Source organism: Synechococcus sp. CC9616, from assembly GCF_000515235.1.
GTDB lineage: Bacteria > Cyanobacteriota > Cyanobacteriia > PCC-6307 > Cyanobiaceae > Parasynechococcus.
In genome coordinates, this window is sequence record NZ_KI911558.1 from 454231 (window position 1) to 478196 (window position 23966).

Here is a 23966-nt window from a genome sequence, read left to right on the forward strand (position 1 = left end):
CAGGTCATTTTTGCCGTCCCTTTATCTATCTCTTCAACGTATTGGCATTGGCTTGTACGTCCGTACGCCTCCTACATATCGTCTCCGCTTCTCTTCATTGATCCACATCAGCGGATGCGCTCCACTTCGCTGTGATTGCCGATAGCTGTGCTGGCCTTGATTAGCAGCAGTCAATACATACCTGACAGCATCAGCAGAATGGTCGGGCGCTGCTTTCTCCATATCCTCTGGATTGCGATCATCACTAATGCAATAAGGCAATGTCGCCCACAAGCTTTCACAACGCTCTGAAATGAATAGACCAGGCTGTTCACTACCCGCTTGCCACAACAAACTCTTCATCAGTTGCCACCCCACAGCCCTTGAACTCTTAGGGCTGCCAGTGACCTGCCATCCGTACTTCTTAAATTCAGTGCTCAGCGTCACAGGATCGCTATGACCGCCAAAGCCAAGCTGCGCAGTAACTGCTGAATCCATAATTACCCTGCGGGGCGGAATCACAAAATCTGTGAACCCGTTCCGCATATAAAGCTTCTTCACTCGCTCCACAAACTGCGGTGCAGTAAGTGATCGATCTCCCCTATTCCATTCCTTTGATCCGTCTGGCTGAATCGAGCAGATGTATTCCTCATCAACGCAGACCCAACTACCCCTAGCGATATGACGCTCTCCAAATACCATTGGCTCTTGGATCTGACACATCAACACGACGCAGGCAGGGCTGGCCGTGCCCCAGTCACCACCGATCCAGCACCAATGTGCCTTGGTCTTTTCAGTAAATGCTCCGCTCTTATCCGGATACCACGGGATCTGAAAATCACGGGGCAGCATGTTGCGATCAAGTGATAGGGCTGAACCAAAGAATCCAGCCGTTACTTGTCCCCATTCACCCAGCACCTCCGCCGCAATCTTGCTCTCATCCCCGAAGCAACTAGCCCGTAGCTCCTGCTCATACTGGTCAGGACTAAAGAGATAAGGATTGTCCCGCAGAGTTGATTTCACCCATACCGCAGGCTGTGCTCCAAAAAACTCACAATTAAAAATCCGGTTTGGCATCGCTTTTGTAACGATGTAATCCCGAATCCACCAGCTGCCAGGCCCTAAAGGGTTAGCCGTCGCAATGAACTTTGGCACCACAGTTGGGTCCGTCGTCCGCATTGATGACCTAGCCCGCAACACAACCTGCGGGTCGCCTTCCTGCCCCAGCTCATCCCAGAAGATATGGCTCAGATCCTCACCCTGGATCTTGTTAAACGCATCATTGGCATCCATATGAATCAGCCTGATCGTCCCCCCATTACTCAGCTTCCATTGCCGCTTCGCCTTGAAATACTTTGACCCTGGCATCAACGTCGGCACCTGCTGATACAACAGATCCTCAAGCTTCGATAATCCAGCTAGATCACGTCTGATCAGTACCGCATTAAACGCCTCACCACTGATCAGGGCAAAATATCCAATCAGCCAGATCAGCATGATTGACTTGCCACCGCCCCGACCACCAGCAAGGATCAAAGTATTCAGCTGATCAACCGATTGCACCAGGCCTGCCACCCTCCGCTGCCAGGGCGACAGTTGAATCGTTCGCGGTGCAGTATCAGCCAATTAATAACAACATGCTGCATATATTCTGGCAGATTGAAATAACCTGACTAGGAACCCGCTGGCTGGCTGCTGAATTTTTGATATAGTCAATCTGACGGCATCGATCGTCATTCACAACGCCTTTGAGCCACATGATCTTCGCGACCTCTGCGTTGCAGCAAGCTATTGATGCTGCAGACCTTTCTGATGGACAGCGCCATTGGTTGCGCTCTACGCAGTTGTTGCAACGCGGCACTGCGTTTGATGGTGCCATCGCTGCTGGTCTGTCTCCTGACGATGCACCGGACAAAAGCAACCCGGTGAAAGCCTTATCTGGGCGATGGAATCTGAACCTTGGCAAAGCATGTCATCAGATTGCAGATGAACTTGGCTGGACCAAACAGGACAAGCGGTTCTGGATTGATCTGATGGTGACGTTCGAGGACGAGGAGTACAAAATCGATGATCAAGTCATCTGGGTGCTGCGCCCTCAGTGGGTCAACTTGCATATCTGAATTGACTGCTGACTGACTGCAAGGGTGTCAGCAATCCGGACACCTTTGATGACCTTGCCTCCCCGGAACCCGGGTTCCCGCTAGTAGCGGGAACCATCACTGGCACATACCCCCGTGAGATAGGTGATTTGGACACGGTCCAGTATTGAACTGGACACAGAACACTGCTCAGTCTCATTGAATTAGACAGCTGAGACGGGACTATGACTAGGCCGACTGGCACACCGTGGCCTGCGTACCTGTGACAGCCACAGGGCAGCAATCACACGTCCAGCGTCTGTTGATTCCACTGCTCAGGGCTCAACTTCCCGCTGGTGTCACCTTGCTGCAGGAAGTCACGAACAACATTGACTTGCACCGCCTGGACACCGGCATCAGGGCTGAGCTGGTTGTTGAGCTGACGGGCACGGCGATCGTGATGAGTCGATAGCGCTCGCAACAGCGCTGGATCAACGCCTTCTGTCTTGGTGACCTTCACCTGCTCATGCCCATTCGGCAGGCGGATCACCTCACGCACAACACGACCACTGCGACGTTGCTCTTGGATCTCCTCGCGCATCTCACGTTCGCTGAGATTCCAGCGTTCCTCGCTGAGTGCCATCCGCTCTTCCATCGACAGCTTGTTAATGGGATGAGCCTTGGCGACCGACTTAATCATCTGCGACACACGCGCCTGCGTGATCCCAAGCTCATTGGCAATATCCCATTGCGTCAACCCGGCAATATATAACTCCCAGGCACGATTTGCGGTTTCTTGACTCTTCTTTTGAACGTTGATTGATGCAGCCACGTTAATACTTACTCTGAACCCTTGAAAAATTATAAGACGTTATAAGTAATCGAAGCAAAATCCCCCCATATCGCTGCGTATGGGTAGCTGCTCCATGGTCCATACCCCCCACCCCCCTTTGTGCGTATATGAGCTAATTACCCTCTTTTTAATCATCAATACTTTTAAGGGGGGTATCCCTTGGACATAGGACCAACCCTTTTCAGCACTGAGAAAACCGCCTTGGACCACCTATGGACCGGTCCAGGACCACGTTGATTAGGTCCACGAGCTTGGTCCATCGGATCTACGCTTTGGTCCACCTTCAGAGGCGCTTCCATATGCGCGGGCGAGCACCTCCGTGTTGTCCCGTTCTTGGTCTTTTCAGCCCCCATCCAGCGCGTGTCATGGCGTCTTTGATGAGCATCTGATTCTTCTGCGTGGTCATGCCCGTGTCGCGCACAGCTTCCAGCAGTTCATTGGGATTAATTATTTCTGCCCCTGCGTGTTCTTGGAGGTATCTGGCGACCGGACCCTCCAGGATGTTGTCGGCGGTGTAATCACGATTCAGGTCATCGTTTTCTACCTCGTCGGCATCGCCCAGGAACGTCTCAAAGCCGTTGAAATAATCAGCCGTTGCCTGCGCCCAGATCGCATCACGCAGAGCAGCAAGGGCCTCGGTATCGATCTTGGATGGAACGTCGCAGGGAATGATCCACCAACGGCGCTCGCCTGTGTCGTCGTAGAGGAAGTCACCACGGTTGCAAGAGCCGACAAAGATTGAAGGGCGCGGGCAAGGTGCTGCCTTAGTGGCATATGGCGGGCGGAAGTGGTCGCACTCAGTCGAGAGGAAATTCTTGAGGTGTCCGGCGTGAGTGAGTGAGGTGATGCCATCTAGCTCTCCTAGTTCCAACCCCCAGTTGGCGTGCAGCGTGAGCAAGGCGTCTTTATCGCCAATCTTTCCACGGAAGATGGCGAAGAATGGGCCGAACAGGACACGCCAGAACGATGTTTTCTTAATGCCCTGATTGCCCTTCAGGACCAGACAGGTGTCGTGCTGACAACCGGGCTCGTAAGCGCGCTTGACGGCAGCCACAAGGGTTTTATGGAGCATGCGGTCATAGATGGTCTGCGGCCCTTCGTTATCAGCGGGGCGAAGGAACGTTGATGCCAGACGTGTGATGTCGACGCGGTCGCCGTAACGGATGGTGTCTAGGTAATTCCTGACGGGATGGAAGGCGTCTTCCTGCGCCGCTGCCGCTAGGGCATCTCTGGCATCGCGTTTGTTGACGTCATATCCCCGCTGTTGGATTGGGATGTAGATGCACTCTTGTTCGTGTGAAGAGAGGGTGATGCCATTGATCTCCACGTCTTGTGACATGAGGTTCCAGCGAATTAACCCGTCATGGATCGGGTCTTGCATGACGGTGGTGAACATCGTTGTGAGATCACCAGCGCGGATTGCAGTGCGCTTGCCCTTTTCGTTGATGCCAGAGGGGAGAGTGCTAGCGAGCAGATGAACAGGTTTATTGGGGGTATTGAGCTGATGCCCGTTCGGGGAGAAGGCTGAGGCAATTTCTGTTGGCCAATCCATCAGAGACCCTCCGCCATGGCACGAACAGCCGCGGGGCAAGGAGTGCCGAGGTTGTTTTGTTGGAACTGGCGCAGATCCTCGACTTGATAGGCGATGGATTTGATCTGAGCTTCAACGCGAAGGCGATGCAGCTGTGCGAGATCTTCGTGATCCCGCCAGATCGTTTTGAGGTGAGGTTTGAGGGCTGCTGCTTTGACCTGAGCGTCTGTTATGGCTACGCAGGCGGAATGCAATTCGTCAGGCGTTGCCGTGTAGAAGTCAGGGGCATCCCATGCAGCGTCAAAGGCGTTGTGGAACTGATCGAGGATGTGAGCCCATTGAGAGCGTTTGGTTTGGCGTGAGAGAAGTTCTTGCGCAGTGTTGGGGGTGGCCGGCTTCGGCCACCGATCCCGTTCACGGTCTGGCTTGAAGACAGCAGCTGAACCGCTGAATCCACCGTTGTGGTGGATGAATGCCCATTGCTGCCCCGCGATGGTGAGGGTGTCACCAGGGCGCATGTCCGTGCCGGTGTGACAAAGGATGGTTGTGTCCGACCACCGGCAATCTGCGTCTTTCGTCCTGCTGCATACGGGGCAGGGGTGATTGCGTCCGGAAGTTTTCACTCTCCCGCCTCCCAAATATCAATCTGTTGGGTGAAAGTTGTGTCGCGTTGCTTGGCGATTCGTGCGATGGCGCACATCAATGCCGCTAGCTGTTGATCTGCTTTTACGTCTGCCTGAAAGTCGTGTTCTGGCGGGACAGGCAGCGGCTGGGCGTAATGCGGGGCAGAAGCCAAGCGTCGTGCAGCGGCTTCTGTCATTGATTGGACTTTGTCGGAGGAAAGCCGACCTTTAGTAGAGTTGTTCATGTGAAAGCTTGTTTTCCTGAGGCGGTGTGGTGACCGCCTTTTTTTATGGGGCGACGAAGGCGCTCTGGCCGCGTTTTTCCATGTATTCAGCGATTGCGTGCCGGATCACAGTTGACTGGCTGACGCGATGCTCATGGGCAAACTCTTCAACACTGGCTTGCATCGGGATTGTTGCTTTAAAGCCAATGAAGAGGCGACGTGCTGGGCCGTTTTGAGTTTCGTGTTTCGAGAACTCTTTCGGGTTCACGGAAGTCATAAGAGAATTGAATAAATAAAGACTAGAGGACAAATGAGTGCCGTCTAGGTGCCAGAAATCCACTGCCTATGCCTCCTGATAGCTGATAACAACTGGTGACATCTAGTGACAAAGATTTAACTATTTTTTGGGTGATTTTACCTACCCGTTACTAACTTTTTTGAGAAAGTTTTGCGAGGTATTGATCCAGGGCAGTGCCGTATTCCTGCGCCTTCTGGAAGCAGTCATCAGCGAGATTGTTTTGCTGGTGATGCCCCCAGTACGCGGCTCTGAGCGATTCCCAGTGCTCCCCGGTTGAGAGCACAGAGGCTGTGTCTTCTTTGGATGCCATGACGACGTTGCGGATTGGATTAGCCATTAGTTCTTCCTTGCATTGCCATTAGGGAACATCACGCGAGCGCCATTAGTCAGTGCCGTTTCCAGCGCGGCTTCGGCACCAGGGCGACCATCTAGCCAGTCATTCATGAGTTGATTCACTTCCTGCTCAGTGGAGCCAGCAAGGAACAACATCATTCGGGCGTTGGCCTTTGCCTGGTCTCCGCCGTCGCTTGTTTCGGCGGGCTCCTGAATGGTTGCCATGACCCATTTCGCAAAGCCTTGATGGCTCAAAAGAATGCGATCAGCCATCGGTGCCCTCCGATTGGTGGAAATGACGCCAAGCCTGCGGATGCAGCAGGCTCGTCCCGGCCATCACGACAGCAACGGTGCAAAGGATTGAATCGGTCATGAGCCCTGCACCTCACTAATGAGTTGATCCATGCCGTCTTCGCCGTAAACCTCAATGGCAGCGTTGCGAGCTTTCTTCAGGTCTTCACGGCGCTGCAGTTCTGCAGCCACCATTTCCTTGGTGCGCTTCGCCAGTGATTTACGGATTGCCGGGATGTTGTAAACAACAGGACCACCAGCAGTACCAGTGGCAAAGATGAAGTGATCACCAGGCGTGAGCCTGCCGTCACGACGCATTAAACGAAGGGTGTTGCGTGCAATCGCCAGAAGCTCTGCAGCCTCGGGCTCATGCACCCATTCGGGCGTATTCATTAGGAGGAAGTCGGAGGTTTACTCCGCGTCCCTCAGTTGCTCTGACTTTCTGGCAGCCAGCAACGCGTTGCACGTTGAAGCTGTGCCCAGTTATTCCGTTGCTCACACTTGCGGCGCTTGACCACGGAGGCCAGTGCCTCTTTAGGGCTCATGCCATGCGACTCATCAATGCGCTGAGCGTTGTCGGCAACAGCCTGACGAGAGGCATCAGCCTTGGGCTGACGGGCGTCTGCAAGTTGAGTTGACGAGATGAGGTTGCCGCGATGATGCAGCTTCCTGACTCGCTCGGTGGCGGAAGTCATCGACTGAGGTTCTGCGGTTTCCTCCCCGTCAGATCCAGGCGTTTCACGTCAGCTCGGGGAAAGCCGCTTCACCCCCACGGGAGAAGGTTTGACGTGTCCGACCTCTGAATCTGTTGTTGAGTCAATGCTGTTACGCAGGCGAAATGCTGTCAACAGGTACCAACGGCTATCAACAAAAGTCGTGCGAAAGGCCAATAAAAAACCCCGATGCTTTCGCACCGGGTTCGCACAACCGATTTGGGAAATCGCTCAGATTGCAGTCGGGGAGACAGGATTTGAACCTGCGGCATCTTGCTCCCAAAGCAAGCGCGCTACCAAACTGCGCCACTCCCCGGCGCTTTTCCACTTTACGGCGTCGTGGGTGCTGGCTCAGCTCTGTTGTCTGGAGATTGTGTTCTCAACTGAGTCGTGCCTCGGGATTCATGACTGCACCAGCCCAGTACGAAGCTTGTTTCGTCCTGGACTTGCCTCGCTTTCAATCTTGAATTCTGTCTTGGCACGGCGAGCGTGAGCTCTGCTTTTCGTTGTTGACTCAAGTTCTTTCTTTTGTGTGCTGTTGAGTGCTGTTCTCCGTGGCTGTCATTTGTAGTACAGATACCCCTTCCATTGCTTGATTTAGGTTTGATCATGTCGACTGGCTAATCAATGAACTTCTCCGTTTCAATGGCTTCAGCAGCTCTGGTCAGTCTTTCTTGTCTGTTCCCGGCTTTTTCTAGGGCCAGTACCTCTGTAGCGGTTGATTCGTGGTTGCTCAAATATGCAGCTGATGCGTGTATTAATGACGCAATGAGGGCTGCTAATCAAGTTGGATTCACGATTAATCAAGAGGTTATCAAATATGGTCCAAGGAATCAGAATTGTATTCTTTATGCTTCGTCCATTGATGGTCCCTATAGTATGGCATTTGCATGTGAGGAGTCTGATAGAACCGTCGGGCTTGCGATGAGCGGCTTGAATAATGACATGACTTTTCAGATGTATCAGGCGGTTCTAAAGGCCTACGAATCACTTTAGGTTTGATCGAATCGATCGAATGTTCAGCCTGCTATCGCTGGTTTTATGTGGGCGGAGTCGCTGATTTATTGTTTTGATATTTAAAATCGAGCTCCTGTTCCTGTGTGCTGCTGTTTTCTTGTTATTGCTTGTTGATGTCCTTTTGTTGATATTGTGCTGTAACGCTGCATTGTTCAATGAGTGTTTGATCAGGATTGATCGATGCTGATGGCCACTCCTTCATTGTTCTCCAACAGTGGAAACATGGTAATGGAAGGACGTTTGGTTTGACTGCAAATGCGGCTGCTTGGTTGACATTTTTTGGCCTTTGCTCTGTGAAGGAATGCCTGATCACAAAGCATCCTGTGCATGCCATCGCCTGTTGAGGTGACTTTTTTAGATCACCGGCTTGGACATTGAATGGCTGGCGGCCAATTGTTCAGCAAGAGCCATACTGCTGAGCAGGGCACCTTCAGCGCGTCCAAATCCCGGGCCTTCGATCCAGTCCCCGCAGAATCCAATTCCGCTTGCAGGGCACCATTGCAAATCTTCAGGCAGCGGATGGTCCATGGGCTGTGCGGCTCCCCAGCGCATCATTCCCAGCGATAAAGGTTTCAGGTCATCGCCTGGTATCCCACTTAATCCGGGAATCTGTCTGATCAGGTCAGGTAAGAGAAGCCTGATTCTCTCTTCCTGCTTTGCCATTAAGCCTGGCTGCCGATCAGGTGTGATCGTGCTGCCGTCATCAAGGCCGTGCACCACAACTCCCAACACTGAGCCTGGTTGTTCCTGAAACACAAGGCGTTCCACTTGCCAACGTTCCTTGGCTTTCGGTGTCAGCCAGATCTGGCGCGGAAGCTTCTGATCTCCCAGGCCTTTGATCTCCAGCATCAGGTTCCAGCGAATCGATGCGCTGCTGTTCTCCAGAACGTCCAACGCCGCATCCAGCCGGGGATCATCACCGATTGGAACAGCCTCTCTCAGAGGTATATCCGGCCAGGCCAGCATGGACAGGGATCGTGGATGGGCCAGCAGAGTGCCGCTCAACACCAATTGTTTTGCCATCAGCACGACAGCGCCCTGTTCGTCGCTGAGCTCCCATCCCGAGCTGGTTTTTTTCAGCCTGCGGATCCGACATCCATACAGCCTCTTCAGGCGCGAAGAAGCCTGCTCCAGCAAGCCTTCACAGACGCTGGCCATCGTCGGGTGACCGCGTAGCCATTCGCCTTCCAGCAGCTTCTCCTCCGGGACCTCAACCAGCCGGCCGTTGTGATCAAGGCCCTTGAAAAGTCCCCACTCACGTTTGAGCGTTCCACTGGCGCGTAGTGGAGCCAAGATCGCTTCAACACCCGAATTGCCTGGAGCTCTGACGTTGAATCCAGGCGCTCCATGATCGAGCCTCCAGGTTTGATCGTCCCGCCGCCGGCGTGTCGCCGTTCGTCCTCCCGGGCCCCTTCCAGCCTCCACCACGGCCATTGAGCCCTGAACCCCCAGCTGATGCAGTCGCGCCAGCAAGCTGCAGCCCGACAGGCCAGCCCCGATCACGACGAGATCAACCACCTTCATTGACTCTGGAAATCTGGCAAAAAAATAGAGATTCAGGAGAGAAAAACATTCTGCTACCTGCTTTGTGCCATTTGTTCAAAAGCGGCCCTTCTGGGAATTCTGATGAGCAAGTGTCCCTTTTCCGGTCATGCCGGTGCCGTTAGCCCCTCTGGTGGCACGACGAACCGAAATTGGTGGCCCAATCAGCTTGATCTATCGATTCTTCATCAACATCATCCGGCCTCCAATCCGCTGGGTGATGACTTCAATTACGCCGAGGAATTCAACAAGCTTGATTTCGAGGCCCTGAAACGGGATCTTGATGCCCTGATGGCTGAGTCGCAGGATTGGTGGCCTGCCGATTGGGGACATTACGGAGCCCTGTTCATTCGAATGGCCTGGCACAGTGCCGGCACCTATCGCAGTGCTGATGGTCGTGGCGGCGCAGGCCACGGCAATCAGCGTTTTGCGCCGCTCAACAGCTGGCCCGACAACATCAACATCGACAAAGCCCGTCGCCTGCTCTGGCCGATCAAGCAGAAATACGGCAACAGCATTTCCTGGGCGGATTTGATGATCCTTGCGGGCAACTGCGCTCTGGAGTCGATGGGGTTCAAGACCTTTGGCTTCGCCGGCGGCCGGGTTGACATCTGGGCGCCGGAGGTTGATGTGTTCTGGGGTACTGAAACCGGCTGGCTAAGCGACGAGCGCCACAACGCCAAGGGTGAGTTGGAGCAGCCTCTTTCGGCCACGGAGATGGGCCTGATTTATGTGAATCCGGAGGGTCCGGAGGGCAACCCGGATCCACTGGCTTCAGGCCGGGAGGTGCGCGACACCTTTGCTCGCATGGGCATGAACAACGAAGAGACCGTGGCCCTGGTTGCCGGTGGACACACCTTTGGCAAGGCCCACGGTGCGGCCGTGGCGGACCACGTCGGAGCGGAGCCAGAAGGCGGCAGCATCGAACAGCAGGGCCTGGGATGGCACAGCGATTACGAAAGCGGCAAGGGCGTGCACACCATCTCCAGTGGCATCGAAGGGGCCTGGAAACCCAATCCCACCCGATGGGATGGCGGCTACTTCGAAATGATGTTCACCTATGAGTGGGAACTCAGCAAAAGTCCTGCGGGCGCCTGGCAATGGCATCCCAAGGACGTGCGTGAGGAGCATCTGATCCCCGATGCCCATGACCCCACGAAGTCGTCACCGCCGATGATGACCACGGCGGATCTTTCCCTGCGATTTGATCCCGCCTACGAGCCGATTTCCCGGCGTTTCCGTGAAAACCAGGACGCTTTCGCCGATGCCTTTGCTCGCGCCTGGTTCAAGCTCACGCACCGTGACCTGGGACCCCGTTCGCTCTATCTGGGGCCTGAGGTGCCGCAGGAGGTGTTGATCTGGCAGGACCCGATCCCCCCCGTTGATCACCCCTTGATCGCTGCCGCTGAGATCGACGACCTAAAGCACAAGCTGCAGAGCAGTGGCCTTTCCGTGGCCGAGTTGGTGAGCACGGCCTGGGCTTCAGCCTCCAGCTTCCGTGGATCAGACAAGCGGGGTGGAGCCAATGGAGCCCGTTTGCGCCTGGCGCCGCAACGCAGCTGGGAGGTCAACCGCCCCGAGCAGCTCAATCACGTGCTCGGTGTGTTGGAAGGCCTCCAGCAGGCCTTCAACACCAGCCGCGGCGATGGCAAACGCGTTTCCCTGGCAGACCTGATCGTGCTCGCCGGAGGGGTTGGTGTGGAGAAGGCTGCGGCTGCGGCAGGGCACAATCTCGTGGTGCCGTTCCATCCCGGCCGCATGGATGCCAGCGAGGCGCAGACCGATGCAGCCTCCTTCTCAGTTCTCCGGCCGATCGCCGATGGTTTTCGCAATTGGATGCGCTCAGGCCTTGAGGTGCCCGCCGAGCAGTTGCTGGTGGATCGCGCCCAACTTCTCAATCTCAGCGCCCCTGAAATGACGGTGTTGGTGGGTGGATTGCGGGTTCTCGGCACCAATGCAGATGGATCTGATCGAGGTGTGCTTACCGATCGAGTGGGTCAGCTCAGCAACGATTTCTTCGTGAACCTGCTGGATATGGAAACGGAGTGGACAGCAGTGGAGGGAGCCAGCCAGCTGTATGCAGGCCGCAGCCGCAGCAGCGGTTCCCAGAAATGGACGGCCACGCGTGCCGACCTGGTGTTCGGCTCAAATGCCCAGTTACGTGCCATCGCTGAGGTGTACGCCCAGCGAGGTGGTGAGCAGACGTTCCTCGAGGACTTCGCAGCTGCCTGGGTGAAGGTGATGGAGTTGGATCGTTTTGATCGGCGCTGAACAACGGCGCCGTTGATCACATCCAGTACTCCTCAGCTGCCACCCGGGAGATCAGCCCGCCAAAGAGAGCAAGCAGCAAGGTCACCGCGAAAAAAATGAAATAAGCCAACGGATGACCCCGGTGTAGGTAGAAATTCTGATCGTCATAACAGCGGATCCGTGGAGCGCAACATCAACTGCAACGTTCCATCGTTCCGCTTTGCTGTTTGCTGACCTCGAGGCGCAACCAAACCCGCCGTAGGCATCGGCTGATTACACCCTGGATCGATCACGAGGATCTAAATGGGTCGCCTGAGATTCGAACTCAGGACCAGCCGGTTAAAAGCCGGATGCTCTACCGCTGAGCTAGCGACCCGTCCCCTCTTGGGGGTGCCATAACAGGCACTCATGGACCTTATCACTCAGTTGCCCTGGAGACTGGAGGCTGTCACAAGCCCCCGATGAATGTCGCTGAGCCCTGGCCGACTCCTCAGATCAACGACGCTGCCTGGGTGGCTGAATCAGCTGTGGTGATTGGCGATGTGGTGATGGCCGAGGGCAGCAGTCTCTGGCCGACGGCTGTGGCGAGAGGTGATCTGGAGGCGATCCGAATCGGTGCGTTCAGCAATGTTCAGGATGGATCGGTGCTGCATGGAGATCCTGGCCAGCCCGTCACGATCGGACGGGAGGTCACGGTTGGACACAGGGCCGTGATCCATGGCGCCACGTTGGATGACGGTTGCCTGGTGGGTATCGGTGCCGTTGTTCTGAACGGTGTCACGGTTGGGGCCGGGGCCTTGGTTGCCGCAGGCTCTGTGGTGACGAAGGATGTGCCGCCGCGGACGATGGTGGTGGGCATCCCGGCGCAGGCCAAGCGTGAACTCAGTGAGCAGGTTGTTGAACAACAACGGCAGCACGCTCGCCGATATGCCGAACTGGCTGCTCGCCATGCCTTGATCAGGCAATGATTGCTGCGAATTTGATCAGCTTTTCGGCCAAGAGTCCCGCATACGGGAGATGGTCCGTAAGATCGCCGGAATTCAATCTCCATCCATGAGCTTCGTCCGAGTCGCGATCGGCCTGGTCCTGATCCTCGCGGTTGTCGGTTATTCCGCCTTCAGTGTGATCACCACCGGTCAGGTGCTCGGTATCGATGCACGTCTCTTCCTGGTGGTGGCTCCGGTGCTGGCTGCTGTGAGCTGGGCAGCATTCAATATCGGTCGAGCAGCGGTCGGCCAACTGCAGATGTTGCTCAAGCGCAGCCGCGCCTGATCTTTAGGGTGAAGGCTGTCAAAGAGCAGCCTCTTGTCAACGCAGCCTGCACGGGTCACGGTTCTTGGAGCCGGTCTGGCCGGAACAGAGGCTGCCTGGCAAGTTGCTCGCGCTGGTATTTCCGTGAGGTTGGTGGAGATGCGGCCGATCCGCCGCTCCCCCGCACACCACAGCAGTGATTTTGCGGAACTGGTTTGCAGCAATAGCTTTGGATCCCTGAGCAGCGACCGTGCCGCCGGCCTGCTTCAGGAAGAGATGCGTCGGCTGGGATCGTTGGTCATCGCGATGGCCGATCAGCATGCCGTGCCTGCCGGTGGAGCACTGGCCGTGGATCGTGGCCGGTATAGCGCTGCTCTCACGGAGGCCCTCGATCAGCATCCTCTGGTATCGATTGAGCGACGGGAGCAGCAGGATCTGCCATGTGCAGAGGAGGTCACTGTGCTAGCCACCGGGCCGCTCACCAGTGAACCGCTGGCTGAGGATCTCCGGCGTTTCACCGGCCGTGCCGACTGCCACTTTTTCGATGCCGCCAGTCCGATCGTGCACGGCGACAGCATCGACCATGAGATCGCTTTTCGAGCCAGCCGTTACGACAAGGGCGATGCGGACTACATCAATTGTCCAATGGACCGGGAGCAGTACCTCGCGTTCCGCGCTGCACTGCTGACAGCCGAGCAGGCTGAACTCAAGGACTTCGATCAGGAGCAGGCCAGTTTCTTCGAGGGCTGCCTGCCGATTGAAGAGCTTGCCCGCCGTGGTGAAGACACCATGCGCTACGGACCGCTCAAGCCGATCGGTCTCTGGGATCCCCGCTGGGGCGATGTGAACGATCGGGATGTGCGTCGCGCCCGGCGTGCCTATGCGGTGGTGCAACTGCGTCAGGAGGACCGTGATGGACGTCTCTGGAATCTGGTGGGCTTCCAGACGAATCTCAAATGGGGCGAGCAGAAGCGTGTGCTCCAGATGATTCCAGGACTAGCGGCTGCCGAGTTCGTGCGTTTCGGGGTGATGCATCGCAACACCTTTCTGGAGTCGCCCCAGTTGCTGACGCCAACACTGCAATTCCGTCAGCGGCCATCACTTCTAGCTGCAGGTCAGATCACCGGCACCGAGGGCTATGCGGCTGCTGTGGCCGGGGGCTGGCTGGCCGGCACCAATGCTGCACGGCTGGTTCGTGGCCTCAGTCCGATCGATCTTCCTGCCACGACGATGGCAGGAGCCCTCACCCACTTCGTGAGTGAAGCCCCGACGGCCAAATTCCAACCGATGCCCCCCAATTTCGGTCTGTTGCCGGACCTGCCTGAACGCATTCGCGATAAACGCGCCCGTTACGGTGCCTACCGAGACCGTGCTCTGACGGATCTCGAGCCCGTCCGAACCCTTTCGCTTCAGCCAATTCCCGCATGACCGACCAGCAGCATTGGGATGCCGTTGTGATCGGCGCCGGAATCGGTGGGTTGGTGACCGCCAGCCAGTTGGCGGCCAAGGGTGCCCGTGTGCTGGTGCTGGAGCGGTATCTGATCCCCGGTGGCAGCGGCGGCGCCTTTCAGCGCAAGGGCTACACCTTTGATGTGGGCGCCTCCATGATCTTCGGCTTCGGGGAGAAGGGGCATACGAACCTGCTCACCCGAGCCCTCGCCGATGTGGGGGAGCGCTGCGACACCATCCCCGATCCTTCACAACTCGAGTACCACATGCCTGGTGGTCTGCAGATCGCTGTAGATCGCAATTACGAGCAGTTCATCGCCGATTTGTCCGCCCGCTTCCCCCATGAGGCCAGCGGCATTCGCCGGTTTTACGACACCTGTTGGCAGGTGTTCAACTGCCTTGACGCCATGCCGCTGCTGTCCCTGGAAGACCCGGCCTATCTCGCCAAGGTCTTCTTCAAGGCACCTCTGGCCTGCCTCGGCCTCGCCCGCTGGCTTCCTTTCAATGTGGGGGCGGTGGCGCGTCAGCACATCAGCGATGAACAGCTTCTGAAGTTCATCGACATCGAATGTTTCTGCTGGTCGGTGATGCCGGCGGATCGCACGCCGATGATCAACGCCGGCATGGTGTTCTCCGATCGCCATGCCGGGGGCATCAACTACCCCAAAGGTGGTGTTGGCGTGATCGCCGAGAAGCTCGTCAAAGGGCTGGAGCGTCATGGCGGGGCCATTCGCTACAAGGCCAGGGTGACCGATGTGCTCGTCGAAAACGGCCAGGCCGTTGGCGTGACACTTGCCGATGGTGAGACGATTCGAGCCCGCCGGGTGATTTCCAATGCCACCCGCTGGGACACGTTTTCCGGGGATGTCAGCGCGCCGACAGCCAAGAACGAGCCAAAAGCCGACAAAAAGCCGACAGCCGACAGCCAGGCCCTTGTGGATGCAGCCCATACGCCGGCCAAGGAGCAGGTCTGGCGTCGTCGTTACGTTCCCTCCCCGTCCTTTCTGTCCCTGCACCTGGGCGTGCGGGCAGAGCTGATCCCTGAAGGCGCTCACTGCCACCATCTGCTTCTTGAAGATTGGGAGCGGATGGAGGACGAGCAGGGTGTGATCTTCGTCTCGATGCCCTCACTGCTGGATCCGGACCTTGCACCTGAGGGGCATCACATCGTTCACACCTTCACGCCGTCATCGATGCAGGCCTGGCAGGGGCTAACGCCTGCCGAGTACCGCCAGAAGAAAGAGGCCGATGCCGCTCGCCTGATCCACCGGCTGGAGGCGATCCTTCCGGGGCTCGCGGATGCCATCACACATCAGGAGATTGGAACCCCCCGAAGTCACCGGCGTTTTCTTGGACGCTTCCAGGGGAGTTACGGACCAATCCCGGCGATGCAACTGCCGGGTCTGCTACCGATGCCTTTCAACCGCACTGGTGTGCGCCACCTCTACTGCGTGGGTGATTCCTGCTTCCCTGGGCAGGGGTTGAACGCGGTGGCGTTCAGTGGCTTTGCCTGTGCCCATCGCGTTGGGGCAGACCTGGGCCTGAATCCGTGGGCCTTGCCGGCCTGAATCTGTTTAGGGTTTCGCTGCTATCCAGCTTCAATGACCTCCCCGCCCGAACCATCTGCTGCAGAGCTGGCTCGTTTTCTGGAGCAGCGTGGCGAGCTAACAAAACCCTGGAATCTGCAGATGCTGCGCCTGCAGAAACTCAAGGAAGAGAAGGGGTCGATGACACCGGAGGCTTACCTCGAAAAGATCCGCGATGCCCATCAGGATCTGATGCGACTTGGACGCTTCTGGGAGGGGCGGGAAGCGGAGGTGTTTAGTGGGACCTATCAGCCATCTGAACTGATTGAGCCTCGTCCCGGTTCCGCCGAGGATCGTTGAACAGATGGAACGGTTCGGACTCTCACCGCTGATTCGCTTCACGCTGCTCAGCCTCTATCTGGCGTTGGTTTTGCCCCTACCACTTCTGGCACCAGAATCGCTGCGCTATCCGATGGCCCTGGGGCTGGTTCTGGGACTTGTTTTGGTGGTGGGGCTGCTGAGTGAGCAGGTGGAGACTGACAACATGGGGATTCAGGTGCGCTACCCCGCCTGGATTCGCTGGTTGCTGCGCCGTGGCTGGTCCATGCCCTGGGAGGACATTCGCGCGCTCGTCCCGGTTGGCACCAGCCAGGGAGGGACCGTTTACTACCTGAAAGCCAAGGATCTGCGTCATCAGCTTCTGCCCCAGCGGATTGAACGCTTTGATCGCTTCCTCAAACTGCTGCAGGAGAAGAGCTCCGTGAGCACCGCTGGAATCGGTCGACTCACACCCCCCTGGACTTATCAAGTGCTGGCGGTTTTATCCGGCTTGATGCTGATCACCGAGATATTGACGGCGATTTGGCGATTCTCGGCAACGATGGGCTGAACACCTAAGGCTTGTTGCTGTGCTGGATCGAGACGTTTTCAGGTTGATTACAACGCAAGCCAGTGTTCTGGGTCTGTTGCTTGTCAGCAATGTTCCTGTCTTTGCGCAACCGCCATCTGAAGCCCTCGTGCGCGAGGCACTGGCGTGCACCCGCGCGGAGGAGCGTTTCACCGTTGGGCGGGACAACGGCTTCCAGGCCGGGTTCAACTCTGTTCCCGCATCGTCAATGCTGCCCGAGGCCATGAAGCAGGAGATTTTGAGGCGATTTCAACGGGTCGCTGATCAGGTGTTTTCCTGGCGAGATGTGGAATCTCGTTTCATCGAGCTCCATCAGACTCACTACACCAAAGCAGAGCTGGAGGGTCTTATGAGGTTCTGTTCAGACCCCGCTTATCGAGCTCTTGTTGAAGCTGATCTGAGGATGATCCCTGCCTCGATGCAGATCGGCGTTGAGTTTCAACCTCAGATTCAAAGCCTTATGCAGAAGGAACTCGAAGAGGTCTTCCAAGGGCTGTCTCAATAACTCCGATTCAGCTTGCAGGCAGATTGTCGAGGCTGAAGCGATAACCACGCTGGCGGACGGTGGTGATGCCACCACCTTCTCCGAGGCCGGCTTGCTCGAGCTTGCGGCGCAGGGTGAGCACCTGGGTGTCCACCGAGCGTGGGCCGCCACTGAATGGGGGCCAGGCCATCCGCAGCAGCTCCTGGCGGCTGCGAACAAGCCCCGGGGGCATCAGCAGGGCGCAGAGCAGGGCGAATTCGCGCGGGCTGAGCTCCACAGGCTGATCACGGAGGGTGACCTGTCGCAGAAGCAGATGGACCTCAAGAGGGCCCACGGTGACGCGCTCCTGCAGTCCGCTGTGGCCGCGTTTCAGCAGGGTGCGACAGCGGGCCGCCAGTTCTTCGAGGCCGAACGGCTTGCGCAACACATCGTCGGCTCCGTCATCTAGCAGTCCCACCACAGGGTCGGCACCGCTGCGGGCCGTGAGCACGATGACCGGGCAGCGCAGCTGCTCCGCTAGTCGCAACGCGGAGCTGTGCTCCAACAACTCAGCGCTCACCAGGAGGTCAGGAGACTGCTCCTGACAAACCTCTAGGGCTTCCGAAACCTTTCCGACAGCAGCCGTGAGGTGTCCGTCCTGGCGAAGGCGTTGGACCAGCACGGTGCGAAGTGTGGGATGTGGCTCCACAACCAGAACCCGTGACGGTTCCTGTCCGGTTCCGGAATTCGGCAACGACATGGTTGCCATGCTGATGTCGCTGGCTTCCGCAGTGATGTCGCGAGGGGTGGAGGTCACGGCACTGACTAAGGCGCGCTTACGCTAAGCCGAAATTTCTGGCACGCTGGTAACAGAGACAGCGGTCTCCTCAATGACGGCACTTGACGATCCTGCAGCTATCCGTCATTTCCAGTCACTTTGTGATGCCTGCCAGGATCTGACCAACCGCTACCACTCCCCTTCTGAGCTGCGTATTTATGCAGATGGCTATCTGCATGCGCTGCGCCGTTCCTCCACACTTGATCCGCGGGTTTTGCACCGATTGGAACAGCTGATCGATCGCTGGATTCTCGATCCGTCCAGCTTTATCGGCCCTGATGGCGATGTGAGCACGCTCTACATGCGCCGACCTGAAGCATTCTGACCATTTCAGCTTGATGCTTGCGCGCTACCAATTTGCTCAAAACGACTGATGCGACAGGTTTTCTAAATCAGTCAACTACGCGATTGTGCAAGATTCGATTACACTTTTCAAGTTGCAGCGATAGGCGAATGTTTATTTTTTGTGAGCGGTATGACTCAATTATGTGGTGAGCATATCGAATAAATCTTTCTGTCAGGTTCGATTGATTTCTGTTCGAGGGTGATGCCTGGATCGACAAAAAAGGAGCCGCAGCTCCCTGAAGTGTTGGGGTACAAGCCATCAACTGGCCAACGCAATTTCCAGCTTCTCTTTGAGTTCCCCGGCGTTGTACATTTCGATCAAAATGTCTGAGCCGCCAATGAATTCCCCTTTTACATAGACCTGAGGAATCGTTGGCCAACTTGAGAATTCTTTGATTCCCTGACGAATCTCCGGGTCGGAAAGCACATCGAATGTTTCAAAGCTGACGCCGAGGGAGTGGAGAATCTGTACGACGTTGTTCGAGAAGCCGCACTGGGGCATCAATTTTGAGCCCTTCATGAACACAAAGATCGGGCTGGTCTGAATCAGATCTTCGATGCGGCTGCGGGTGGAGGCGTCCATGAATCGAAAGGTCAGGTGGAGGTTGAGGTGTCTGGGGTTGAGCCGTTGGGAGCTGTGGTGTTGAGCGCCAGGGCATGAATGGCTTCGCTGGCCAATTCGCTCTGAAGCGCCCCGTAAACAAGCTGATGTTGCTTGATGCGGGATAAACCAACAAATGCTGTGGAAACCACGCTCACCTGGAGGTGATCACCACCACCGGTGAGATCTTCAACCGTCACCGTGGCATCAGGGATGGCGCGCTGTATAGCGGCCTCAACGGCAGCCGGCTGAACCATGAGTCAGGAAATCCTTCTATCGGATGTTGACAGATCAGTTGCCACCTACGGGAGCGGCACCTTTGAATTCCGTGTCGACGAAACCGAGCTCAACCAGGCTCTGATAGGCCTTCTGTCCCTGAGGTTGGGAGGGTGTCATCAGCCTCACCACTTCAACCAGCACGGGGACCGCCACTTCCGGTTGGTTCTGACGGCGGAACAGGGCTGCCAGACGGAGGTTGGCTTCCGCCAGCAGGACCAGAGATTCGCGACCTTTGTCGTCCATTTCTCTTGGAATCCTGGCATCGAGACCCCGGAAGGCACCGCTGAGATCCCTGTAGAAAGCGAGCAAACTCTTGGCTGCCTTGCGGGCATCGTCGTAAGCCTTGCGCGCTGTGGTGAGATCACCGGCAGCAGCAGCGGCGTCACCTTTGTTGATCAGGGCCTGAACGGATGAGGGGTTGAAGCCGCCCGTGGTCTGCGCCAGAACCCGACCGCTGGCAGCGCCCTGGGCCAGAGCCTGAGCCGGTGCAAACCCCAGGGCAGCCAAAAGAGCTGCAGCCGTCAATAAAGAGCGACAACTCATTGGGTCAGGTCCATTAATAATTCGCGGACTTTATAAGCAATGCAGGGGACGGCCCACCGCCTCACGGGCCGCTTGTTCAGCCGCATGCATGCCCATCGCCAGTGCATCGGTGAAGCGTTGCCCCGCTTCCCTGCTGCTCTTCTCCGGCAGTGTCATCGGTTCTCCAAAGCAGATCGCTGCGCGACTGAATGGTCGTGGTGGGGCCTGGCTGTACCCGAGTCCAACAGGGATGACAGGAACTTGCACTCCTCTTCTCTGCGCCAGCTGGGCTAGGCGAACCAGTCCCAGATGCAGCTGAATCGCACGATCCTGCCGTTGAATCCGTCCTTCTGGAAACACCACCAATTGCTGGCCATCGGCCAGCAGATCGATGGCCAGCCGCAGTGTGGTCATGGAGGGCCGTTCCTGATCCACCGGGAAGCAACCGAGACGCTGCAGAAACCAGCCCTGAGCTCCGCCCATCTCCGTCGTGGTCACCATGAAGCGGCAATCACGGCCGGTGACCCTACGTCCGGCGGCCATCGGCAGCATCAGGGCATCCCAGCGAGCCCGATGGGTGGGGGCCAGCAACACAGGGCCGGAACGCGGCAGGTTGTGGTGCTGCAGCACGATCCGCTGCCGAAATTGAAGGCGCAGCGCCAGATCCTGGGTGACCAGCATCGCCAGCGGAGCCCAGAATGGGTTGATGCCCACCTGAAGGGCTGATTCGCGGTTGGCGAGGGCCGCAGTCACCGAGTTGCGGTTTTTGGCGTTGAGAACCTACGGCGCTCAGGCGGCACTGCATAGGATCCCGATTGAACAGCCGTCCCCATGGCCAGTCTGGGCGTCAACATCGATCACATTGCCAACGTGCGTCAGGCCAGGCGCACAGTGGAACCTGACCCTGTCCCGTTCGCGATGCTCGCTGAGCTGGGTGGGGCTGATGGCATCACGGTTCACCTGCGTGAAGACCGCCGTCACATCCAGGACCGGGATGTGACATTGCTGCGGGAGACCGTTCGCAGTCGCCTCAACCTTGAGATGGCCGCCACCGAAGAGATGCTCTCGATCGCGCTGAAGCTCGGACCGGACATGGTGACTCTGGTCCCTGAGCGGCGCGAGGAAGTAACCACAGAGGGGGGGCTGGATGTGGTCTCTCAGCTTGAAAAGATGACGAGCTCGGTGCATCGTCTTCAGGATGCAGGCATCCCTGTGAGCCTGTTTGTGGACCCCGATGAGCGCCAGCTGCAGGCCTGTCAACGCAGTGGCGCGCGCTGGGTGGAGTTGCACACGGGGGCCTATGCCGAAGCCAGTTGGTCGGCACAGCCGCAGGAACTGGCCAGGCTGATCGAGGGCTGCTGCATGGCCCGTCAGCTGGGACTGCGGGTCAATTCCGGCCATGGCCTCACATACCAGAACGTCGAACCTGTGGCGGCAATTGAGGGGATGGAAGAGCTCAACATCGGCCACTCGATCGTGGCGCGGGCCCTCGCGGTGGGTCTGCAACAAGCTGTGCGAGAGATGAAGGCGCTGGTTCAGAATCCCCGTCTCGATCCCCTGTTTGGGCAAGTGTCTGGATGACGCAGTATCACTTCGTCGCCGCCAGCGAGCGGTTTCTTACCGAGGAGGAGCCCCTCGATGAGGTGCTCAGGGAGCGCCGACGCAACTACGGCGAAAACGGCAAAGAGATCGATTTCTGGTTGGTACGCCAACCGGCCTTTCTGTCGGCTCCGCAGCTTGCGGAACTCAATCAACGCATTCCCCAGCCAGCTGCTGCGGTGGTGTCATCGGATCCCAGCTTCATCACCTTCTTGAAGTTGCGTCTGGAATATGTGGTCACCGGGCAATTCGAAGCGCCCTCGGCTGAGATTCCTGAGCCTCTTGCCAGTCAGCTCTGAGATGCATTGATTCGGCTTTCGATCGAAGCGAATCAGCGTGCGTTGGTGATTTTCAATAAGGCACTAAATTTTGGTGAGAAGCCGAGAAGAGTTCATGTCTTACGAAGGGATGTACGACTACACACCGGCTCCAGCACCGCCCCCGTCGCCAGATCCATCTCCGATACCAAGTCCGGAACCGAGCCTTCCCGATCCAACGCCGGATCCTGGTTATCCAGATCCCATGGTTTACCCAACGCCGGCTCCTGGTTTTCCAGATCCCATGGTTTACCCGACCCCGGCTCCTTACGTCCCCGCCATTGACCCTATGACGGGCTTTGATGGTCTGCCAGAGGGCAGTTATCCGCCAGCGATCGATCCTGAAACCGGCATGGTCCCCATGCCGCCAGAGGCGGGCTATGGCCCCATTGAGGATCTGCCAGAGGGCAGTTATCCGCCGGCGATCGACCCTGAAACAGGCAATGCATTCCTGCCTCCTGATGATGGTTATGTACCCCCGATTGCAGATGACCAGGACTGGGGCGATTACAGCTGGGACTCCGTGAATTGGGACAACAGCGCCGTCGAGGACAACTTCGACTGGGGCGCGGTGGATTGGGGAGACCTTGAATGGGAGGGGAAGAACGCGGATGCGGAAGCGATCGACTGGGGCGCGGTGGATTGGGGAGACCTTGAATGGGAGGGGAAGAACGCGGATGCGGAAGCGATCGACTGGGGCGCCGTGGAGTGGGGAGAACTGGATTGGGAAGGAAAGAACGCGGATGCGGAAGCGATCGACTGGGGCGCGGTGGATTGGGGAGACCTGGACTGGGAGGGGAAGAACGCGGACGCGGAAGCGATCGACTGGGGCGCCGTGGATTGGGACGAACTGGATTGGGAAGGGAAGAACGCGGATGCGGAAGCGATCGACTGGGGCGCCGTGGATTGGAAAGACCTGGATTGGGAAGGAAAACAATCCGATGCCAAACAGATTCAATGGGAATCAGTCGAATGGGAGGAGCTCGATTGGGCGGGTGAGGACGCTGACTGCAAAAATATCGATTGGGGTGAAGTGAAGTGGACTGACGTTGACAAAAAAGCTGAGATTGAATTTGAAAAAATCGAATTCAGTGAATTGGACAAAAAAGACTTCAAGTCCTTGGCGAAGAAGTTCAACAAGCGAAAAGATCTTGAGTTGGGTTCGGCCTCTTCCGACAAGTTGAAGGGTTCGAAGAAAAGTGAAACCATGATCGGTGCTTATGGTGACGACACTCTTGACGGCGGCGGCGGTAAAGATAAGATTATTGGCGCTTGCCCTGAGTCAGGAGGTGGCAAGAATGAGATTGATGAAATGACCGGTGGTCAGGATAAAGATGTGTTTGTTCTCGGAACTGAGGATGGTGTTTTGTATGACGACGGTAAGAAGAAGAACGGCAAAAAAGATTATGCAGTAATCACTGACTTCAATCCCAAGCAGGATTCCATGCAATTGCATGGTGATTCTGGAGATTATTTCGTTGATGACCGCCAGAAGAACGGGCAAGGTTGGCAAGGGATCGTTTACGACTCCAATCAGAACGGTTTGTTGGATCGATCCGACGAATTGATCGCACAAATTCCAGCTGATCTTGGCTTGCGGGATTCAGTGTTGGAGAAATCAATCCGAAATGCTGATTTCATCTGATCAATCCAACAGCCCCTGCAGTTACTTTGATTGCAAGGGGCATCTTTTTACTTTTTTCTCACTTAATCTGATTCGTCTCGTTCAGATCAGTCGTGGACCTAAGAACGCTTCCAGTTAGCCGGCGGATCGCGCTTCTGGTGAATGCTCTTGATGGCGCTGTGAAGACCAACAAGGCCCTGGCTACCTGTGCTGATGGGGACGAGATGGTGGAGATTCTGCTTGGGGCTTCGGCAAAGCTTGGTTTGGGGTTGACGCGCCGAGATCTCACGCAAACGCCGCCCATCCGCGATTGGATCTGGTTTAAAAACAATGATCCGCTGCTGACGGTGGGGGATGCGATGCCGCGTTACCGCCAGGACAAGACCAATGATTCCGGCGCTGAATCAGCTCAGCAGGCACCGCCGGAAAAGAAGCGCTTCCTTGGTTTGTTCTGAGGCTGTCGGTCTGTTGTCAGGCCTGAGCCTGTCGGTCCAGAATCTGATTAAGTCAGTC

General features: G+C 56.8%; 31 protein-coding genes and 2 tRNA genes. 15 read left to right on the forward strand and 18 right to left on the reverse strand.

The window, feature by feature from the left end:
• Positions 1-33: 33 nt before the first annotated feature.
• Complete coding sequence (locus SYN9616_RS0102785) at positions 34-1542, reverse strand: hypothetical protein (protein WP_232199934.1); 1509 nt, start codon at positions 1540-1542, stop codon at positions 34-36.
• Positions 1543-1736: 194 nt separating this feature from the next.
• Between SYN9616_RS0102785 and SYN9616_RS0102790 the strand changes: the two genes are divergently transcribed.
• Positions 1737-2099 carry a hypothetical protein gene (locus SYN9616_RS0102790; RefSeq protein WP_028951766.1) on the forward strand — a complete coding sequence of 121 codons (363 nt, stop codon included), beginning with the start codon at positions 1737-1739 and terminating at the stop codon, positions 2097-2099.
• Between the two features lie 262 nt (positions 2100-2361).
• Here SYN9616_RS0102790 and SYN9616_RS0102795 read toward each other — a convergent pair whose 3' ends face one another.
• The 10 genes from SYN9616_RS0102795 to SYN9616_RS0102845 all read right to left on the reverse strand — a co-directional run bounded on the left by SYN9616_RS0102795 (position 2362) and on the right by SYN9616_RS0102845 (position 7239).
• Positions 2362-2889, reverse strand: coding sequence for a TrfB-related DNA-binding protein (locus tag SYN9616_RS0102795; RefSeq protein ID WP_028951767.1), 528 nt, complete (start codon positions 2887-2889; stop codon positions 2362-2364).
• 304 nt (positions 2890-3193) lie between these two features.
• Complete coding sequence (locus SYN9616_RS16040; protein WP_028951768.1) at positions 3194-4462, reverse strand: VapE domain-containing protein; 1269 nt, start codon at positions 4460-4462, stop codon at positions 3194-3196.
• The gene (locus SYN9616_RS0102805) at positions 4462-4959 is read right to left on the reverse strand and encodes a hypothetical protein (protein ID WP_232199939.1); all 498 of its coding nucleotides are present in this window, start codon (positions 4957-4959) and stop codon (positions 4462-4464) included. The genes SYN9616_RS16040 and SYN9616_RS0102805 overlap by 1 nt, the downstream gene beginning before the upstream one ends.
• Positions 4960-5060: 101 nt before the next feature.
• Positions 5061-5261 carry a hypothetical protein gene (locus SYN9616_RS0102810; protein WP_232199943.1) on the reverse strand — a complete coding sequence of 67 codons (201 nt, stop codon included), beginning with the start codon at positions 5259-5261 and terminating at the stop codon, positions 5061-5063.
• A gap of 91 nt (positions 5262-5352) precedes the next feature.
• Complete coding sequence (locus tag SYN9616_RS0102815; RefSeq protein ID WP_232199950.1) at positions 5353-5628, reverse strand: hypothetical protein; 276 nt, start codon at positions 5626-5628, stop codon at positions 5353-5355.
• A gap of 88 nt (positions 5629-5716) precedes the next feature.
• Positions 5717-5923, reverse strand: a complete 207-nt coding sequence (locus SYN9616_RS17830; protein WP_028951772.1) for a hypothetical protein — start codon at positions 5921-5923, stop codon at positions 5717-5719.
• Positions 5923-6192: a hypothetical protein gene (locus SYN9616_RS0102825; RefSeq protein WP_028951773.1), complete on the reverse strand. Its 270-nt coding sequence runs from the start codon at positions 6190-6192 to the stop codon at positions 5923-5925. The genes SYN9616_RS17830 and SYN9616_RS0102825 overlap by 1 nt, the downstream gene beginning before the upstream one ends.
• 96 nt (positions 6193-6288) lie before the next feature.
• On the reverse strand, positions 6289-6603 hold the full coding sequence (locus tag SYN9616_RS0102835) for a hypothetical protein (RefSeq protein WP_028951774.1): 315 nt from the start codon (positions 6601-6603) through the stop codon (positions 6289-6291).
• A 32-nt stretch (positions 6604-6635) separates the two neighbouring features.
• The gene (locus SYN9616_RS0102840) at positions 6636-6905 is read right to left on the reverse strand and encodes a hypothetical protein (protein ID WP_028951775.1); all 270 of its coding nucleotides are present in this window, start codon (positions 6903-6905) and stop codon (positions 6636-6638) included.
• Between the two features lie 260 nt (positions 6906-7165).
• Positions 7166-7239 (reverse strand) — tRNA-Pro (locus SYN9616_RS0102845).
• A 311-nt stretch (positions 7240-7550) separates the two neighbouring features.
• Here SYN9616_RS0102845 and SYN9616_RS0102850 point away from each other — a divergent pair.
• Positions 7551-7919, forward strand: coding sequence for a hypothetical protein (locus SYN9616_RS0102850; protein WP_028951776.1), 369 nt, complete (start codon positions 7551-7553; stop codon positions 7917-7919).
• Between the two features lie 375 nt (positions 7920-8294).
• Here SYN9616_RS0102850 and SYN9616_RS0102860 read toward each other — a convergent pair whose 3' ends face one another.
• Positions 8295-9464 (reverse strand): NAD(P)-binding protein, encoded by a 1170-nt coding sequence (locus tag SYN9616_RS0102860; protein WP_028951777.1) that lies wholly within the window; start codon positions 9462-9464, stop codon positions 8295-8297.
• Between the two features lie 102 nt (positions 9465-9566).
• Here SYN9616_RS0102860 and katG point away from each other — a divergent pair, with 102 nt between their 5' ends.
• Positions 9567-11753 (forward strand): catalase/peroxidase HPI, encoded by a 2187-nt coding sequence (gene katG / locus SYN9616_RS0102865; RefSeq protein ID WP_028951778.1) that lies wholly within the window; start codon positions 9567-9569, stop codon positions 11751-11753.
• Positions 11754-12036: 283 nt separating this feature from the next.
• Here katG and SYN9616_RS0102875 read toward each other — a convergent pair.
• A tRNA-Lys gene (locus tag SYN9616_RS0102875) sits at positions 12037-12108 on the reverse strand.
• Between the two features lie 85 nt (positions 12109-12193).
• Here SYN9616_RS0102875 and SYN9616_RS0102880 point away from each other — a divergent pair.
• The 7 genes from SYN9616_RS0102880 to SYN9616_RS0102910 all read left to right on the forward strand — a co-directional run bounded on the left by SYN9616_RS0102880 (position 12194) and on the right by SYN9616_RS0102910 (position 17370).
• Positions 12194-12700 carry a gamma carbonic anhydrase family protein gene (locus SYN9616_RS0102880; RefSeq protein WP_028951779.1) on the forward strand — a complete coding sequence of 169 codons (507 nt, stop codon included), beginning with the start codon at positions 12194-12196 and terminating at the stop codon, positions 12698-12700.
• Positions 12701-12881: 181 nt separating this feature from the next.
• Positions 12882-13004: a photosystem II protein Y gene (locus SYN9616_RS17580; protein ID WP_028951780.1), complete on the forward strand. Its 123-nt coding sequence runs from the start codon at positions 12882-12884 to the stop codon at positions 13002-13004.
• 33 nt (positions 13005-13037) lie between these two features.
• Positions 13038-14411, forward strand: coding sequence for an FADH(2)-oxidizing methylenetetrahydrofolate--tRNA-(uracil(54)-C(5))-methyltransferase TrmFO (trmFO, locus tag SYN9616_RS0102890; protein ID WP_028951781.1), 1374 nt, complete (start codon positions 13038-13040; stop codon positions 14409-14411).
• Positions 14408-16000, forward strand: a complete 1593-nt coding sequence (crtH, locus tag SYN9616_RS0102895) for a carotenoid isomerase (RefSeq protein ID WP_028951782.1) — start codon at positions 14408-14410, stop codon at positions 15998-16000. The genes trmFO and crtH overlap by 4 nt, the downstream gene beginning before the upstream one ends.
• A gap of 33 nt (positions 16001-16033) precedes the next feature.
• Complete coding sequence (locus SYN9616_RS0102900; RefSeq protein WP_028951783.1) at positions 16034-16318, forward strand: hypothetical protein; 285 nt, start codon at positions 16034-16036, stop codon at positions 16316-16318.
• A 4-nt stretch (positions 16319-16322) separates the two neighbouring features.
• Positions 16323-16847, forward strand: a complete 525-nt coding sequence (locus SYN9616_RS0102905; RefSeq protein WP_028951784.1) for a hypothetical protein — start codon at positions 16323-16325, stop codon at positions 16845-16847.
• A 43-nt stretch (positions 16848-16890) separates the two neighbouring features.
• The gene (locus tag SYN9616_RS0102910; RefSeq protein ID WP_156918643.1) at positions 16891-17370 is read left to right on the forward strand and encodes a hypothetical protein; all 480 of its coding nucleotides are present in this window, start codon (positions 16891-16893) and stop codon (positions 17368-17370) included.
• A gap of 7 nt (positions 17371-17377) precedes the next feature.
• Here SYN9616_RS0102910 and SYN9616_RS0102915 read toward each other — a convergent pair whose 3' ends face one another.
• The gene (locus SYN9616_RS0102915) at positions 17378-18097 is read right to left on the reverse strand and encodes a response regulator transcription factor (RefSeq protein WP_369791934.1); all 720 of its coding nucleotides are present in this window, start codon (positions 18095-18097) and stop codon (positions 17378-17380) included.
• A gap of 121 nt (positions 18098-18218) precedes the next feature.
• On the opposite strand from SYN9616_RS0102915, the gene SYN9616_RS0102920 reads away from it, so the two are divergent.
• Positions 18219-18491 (forward strand): DUF6761 family protein, encoded by a 273-nt coding sequence (locus SYN9616_RS0102920; protein ID WP_028951787.1) that lies wholly within the window; start codon positions 18219-18221, stop codon positions 18489-18491.
• A gap of 279 nt (positions 18492-18770) precedes the next feature.
• Here the strand turns inward: SYN9616_RS0102920 and grxD are convergent, their stop codons facing one another.
• From grxD to SYN9616_RS0102940, 4 genes are read right to left on the reverse strand one after another with little or no spacing between them, the layout of a single operon-like run.
• Complete coding sequence (gene grxD, locus SYN9616_RS0102925) at positions 18771-19094, reverse strand: Grx4 family monothiol glutaredoxin (RefSeq protein ID WP_028951788.1); 324 nt, start codon at positions 19092-19094, stop codon at positions 18771-18773.
• 11 nt (positions 19095-19105) lie between these two features.
• On the reverse strand, positions 19106-19369 hold the full coding sequence (locus tag SYN9616_RS0102930) for a BolA/IbaG family iron-sulfur metabolism protein (RefSeq protein WP_028951789.1): 264 nt from the start codon (positions 19367-19369) through the stop codon (positions 19106-19108).
• Positions 19370-19403: 34 nt separating this feature from the next.
• Entirely contained in the window at positions 19404-19934 is a 531-nt protein-coding gene (locus SYN9616_RS0102935; protein ID WP_028951790.1) for a hypothetical protein, read from the reverse strand.
• Positions 19935-19964: 30 nt separating this feature from the next.
• Positions 19965-20666, reverse strand: coding sequence for a 1-acyl-sn-glycerol-3-phosphate acyltransferase (locus SYN9616_RS0102940; RefSeq protein WP_028951791.1), 702 nt, complete (start codon positions 20664-20666; stop codon positions 19965-19967).
• Between the two features lie 78 nt (positions 20667-20744).
• On the opposite strand from SYN9616_RS0102940, the gene SYN9616_RS0102945 reads away from it, so the two are divergent.
• From SYN9616_RS0102945 to SYN9616_RS0102960, 4 genes are all read left to right on the forward strand, one after another.
• Entirely contained in the window at positions 20745-21494 is a 750-nt protein-coding gene (locus SYN9616_RS0102945; RefSeq protein ID WP_028951792.1) for a pyridoxine 5'-phosphate synthase, read from the forward strand.
• Positions 21491-21811 (forward strand): MgPME-cyclase complex family protein, encoded by a 321-nt coding sequence (locus tag SYN9616_RS0102950; RefSeq protein ID WP_028951793.1) that lies wholly within the window; start codon positions 21491-21493, stop codon positions 21809-21811. Before SYN9616_RS0102945 ends, SYN9616_RS0102950 begins: the two co-directional genes overlap by 4 nt.
• Positions 21812-22118: 307 nt before the next feature.
• The gene (locus SYN9616_RS16045; protein ID WP_028951794.1) at positions 22119-23474 is read left to right on the forward strand and encodes a hypothetical protein; all 1356 of its coding nucleotides are present in this window, start codon (positions 22119-22121) and stop codon (positions 23472-23474) included.
• A 92-nt stretch (positions 23475-23566) separates the two neighbouring features.
• A complete protein-coding gene (locus SYN9616_RS0102960; RefSeq protein WP_028951795.1) occupies positions 23567-23908 on the forward strand; it encodes a hypothetical protein in 342 nt (113 codons plus the stop codon).
• Positions 23909-23966: the final 58 nt, after the last annotated feature.

What these genes read in the sequence shown, in the direction of transcription:
- SYN9616_RS0102790 (WP_028951766.1), top strand. Translation starts at nt 1,737, where the DNA reads ATGATCTTCGCGACCTCTGCGTTGCAGCAAGCTATTGATGCTGCAGAC.
- SYN9616_RS16040 (WP_028951768.1), bottom strand. Translation starts at nt 4,462, where the DNA reads ATGGATTGGCCAACAGAAATTGCCTCAGCCTTCTCCCCGAACGGGCAT.
- SYN9616_RS0102805 (WP_232199939.1), bottom strand. Translation starts at nt 4,959, where the DNA reads ATGCGCCCTGGTGACACCCTCACCATCGCGGGGCAGCAATGGGCATTC.
- SYN9616_RS0102810 (WP_232199943.1), bottom strand. Translation starts at nt 5,261, where the DNA reads ATGACAGAAGCCGCTGCACGACGCTTGGCTTCTGCCCCGCATTACGCC.
- SYN9616_RS17830 (WP_028951772.1), bottom strand. Translation starts at nt 5,923, where the DNA reads ATGGCTAATCCAATCCGCAACGTCGTCATGGCATCCAAAGAAGACACA.
- SYN9616_RS0102825 (WP_028951773.1), bottom strand. Translation starts at nt 6,192, where the DNA reads ATGGCTGATCGCATTCTTTTGAGCCATCAAGGCTTTGCGAAATGGGTC.
- SYN9616_RS0102835 (WP_028951774.1), bottom strand. Translation starts at nt 6,603, where the DNA reads ATGAATACGCCCGAATGGGTGCATGAGCCCGAGGCTGCAGAGCTTCTG.
- SYN9616_RS0102840 (WP_028951775.1), bottom strand. Translation starts at nt 6,905, where the DNA reads ATGACTTCCGCCACCGAGCGAGTCAGGAAGCTGCATCATCGCGGCAAC.
- SYN9616_RS0102850 (WP_028951776.1), top strand. Translation starts at nt 7,551, where the DNA reads ATGAACTTCTCCGTTTCAATGGCTTCAGCAGCTCTGGTCAGTCTTTCT.
- SYN9616_RS0102860 (WP_028951777.1), bottom strand. Translation starts at nt 9,464, where the DNA reads ATGAAGGTGGTTGATCTCGTCGTGATCGGGGCTGGCCTGTCGGGCTGC.
- katG (WP_028951778.1), top strand. Translation starts at nt 9,567, where the DNA reads ATGAGCAAGTGTCCCTTTTCCGGTCATGCCGGTGCCGTTAGCCCCTCT.
- SYN9616_RS0102880 (WP_028951779.1), top strand. Translation starts at nt 12,194, where the DNA reads ATGAATGTCGCTGAGCCCTGGCCGACTCCTCAGATCAACGACGCTGCC.
- crtH (WP_028951782.1), top strand. Translation starts at nt 14,408, where the DNA reads ATGACCGACCAGCAGCATTGGGATGCCGTTGTGATCGGCGCCGGAATC.
- SYN9616_RS0102900 (WP_028951783.1), top strand. Translation starts at nt 16,034, where the DNA reads ATGACCTCCCCGCCCGAACCATCTGCTGCAGAGCTGGCTCGTTTTCTG.
- SYN9616_RS0102905 (WP_028951784.1), top strand. Translation starts at nt 16,323, where the DNA reads ATGGAACGGTTCGGACTCTCACCGCTGATTCGCTTCACGCTGCTCAGC.
- SYN9616_RS0102915 (WP_369791934.1), bottom strand. Translation starts at nt 18,097, where the DNA reads ATGGCAACCATGTCGTTGCCGAATTCCGGAACCGGACAGGAACCGTCA.
- SYN9616_RS0102920 (WP_028951787.1), top strand. Translation starts at nt 18,219, where the DNA reads ATGACGGCACTTGACGATCCTGCAGCTATCCGTCATTTCCAGTCACTT.
- grxD (WP_028951788.1), bottom strand. Translation starts at nt 19,094, where the DNA reads ATGGACGCCTCCACCCGCAGCCGCATCGAAGATCTGATTCAGACCAGC.
- SYN9616_RS0102930 (WP_028951789.1), bottom strand. Translation starts at nt 19,369, where the DNA reads ATGGTTCAGCCGGCTGCCGTTGAGGCCGCTATACAGCGCGCCATCCCT.
- SYN9616_RS0102935 (WP_028951790.1), bottom strand. Translation starts at nt 19,934, where the DNA reads ATGAGTTGTCGCTCTTTATTGACGGCTGCAGCTCTTTTGGCTGCCCTG.
- SYN9616_RS0102945 (WP_028951792.1), top strand. Translation starts at nt 20,745, where the DNA reads ATGGCCAGTCTGGGCGTCAACATCGATCACATTGCCAACGTGCGTCAG.
- SYN9616_RS0102950 (WP_028951793.1), top strand. Translation starts at nt 21,491, where the DNA reads ATGACGCAGTATCACTTCGTCGCCGCCAGCGAGCGGTTTCTTACCGAG.
- SYN9616_RS16045 (WP_028951794.1), top strand. Translation starts at nt 22,119, where the DNA reads ATGACGGGCTTTGATGGTCTGCCAGAGGGCAGTTATCCGCCAGCGATC.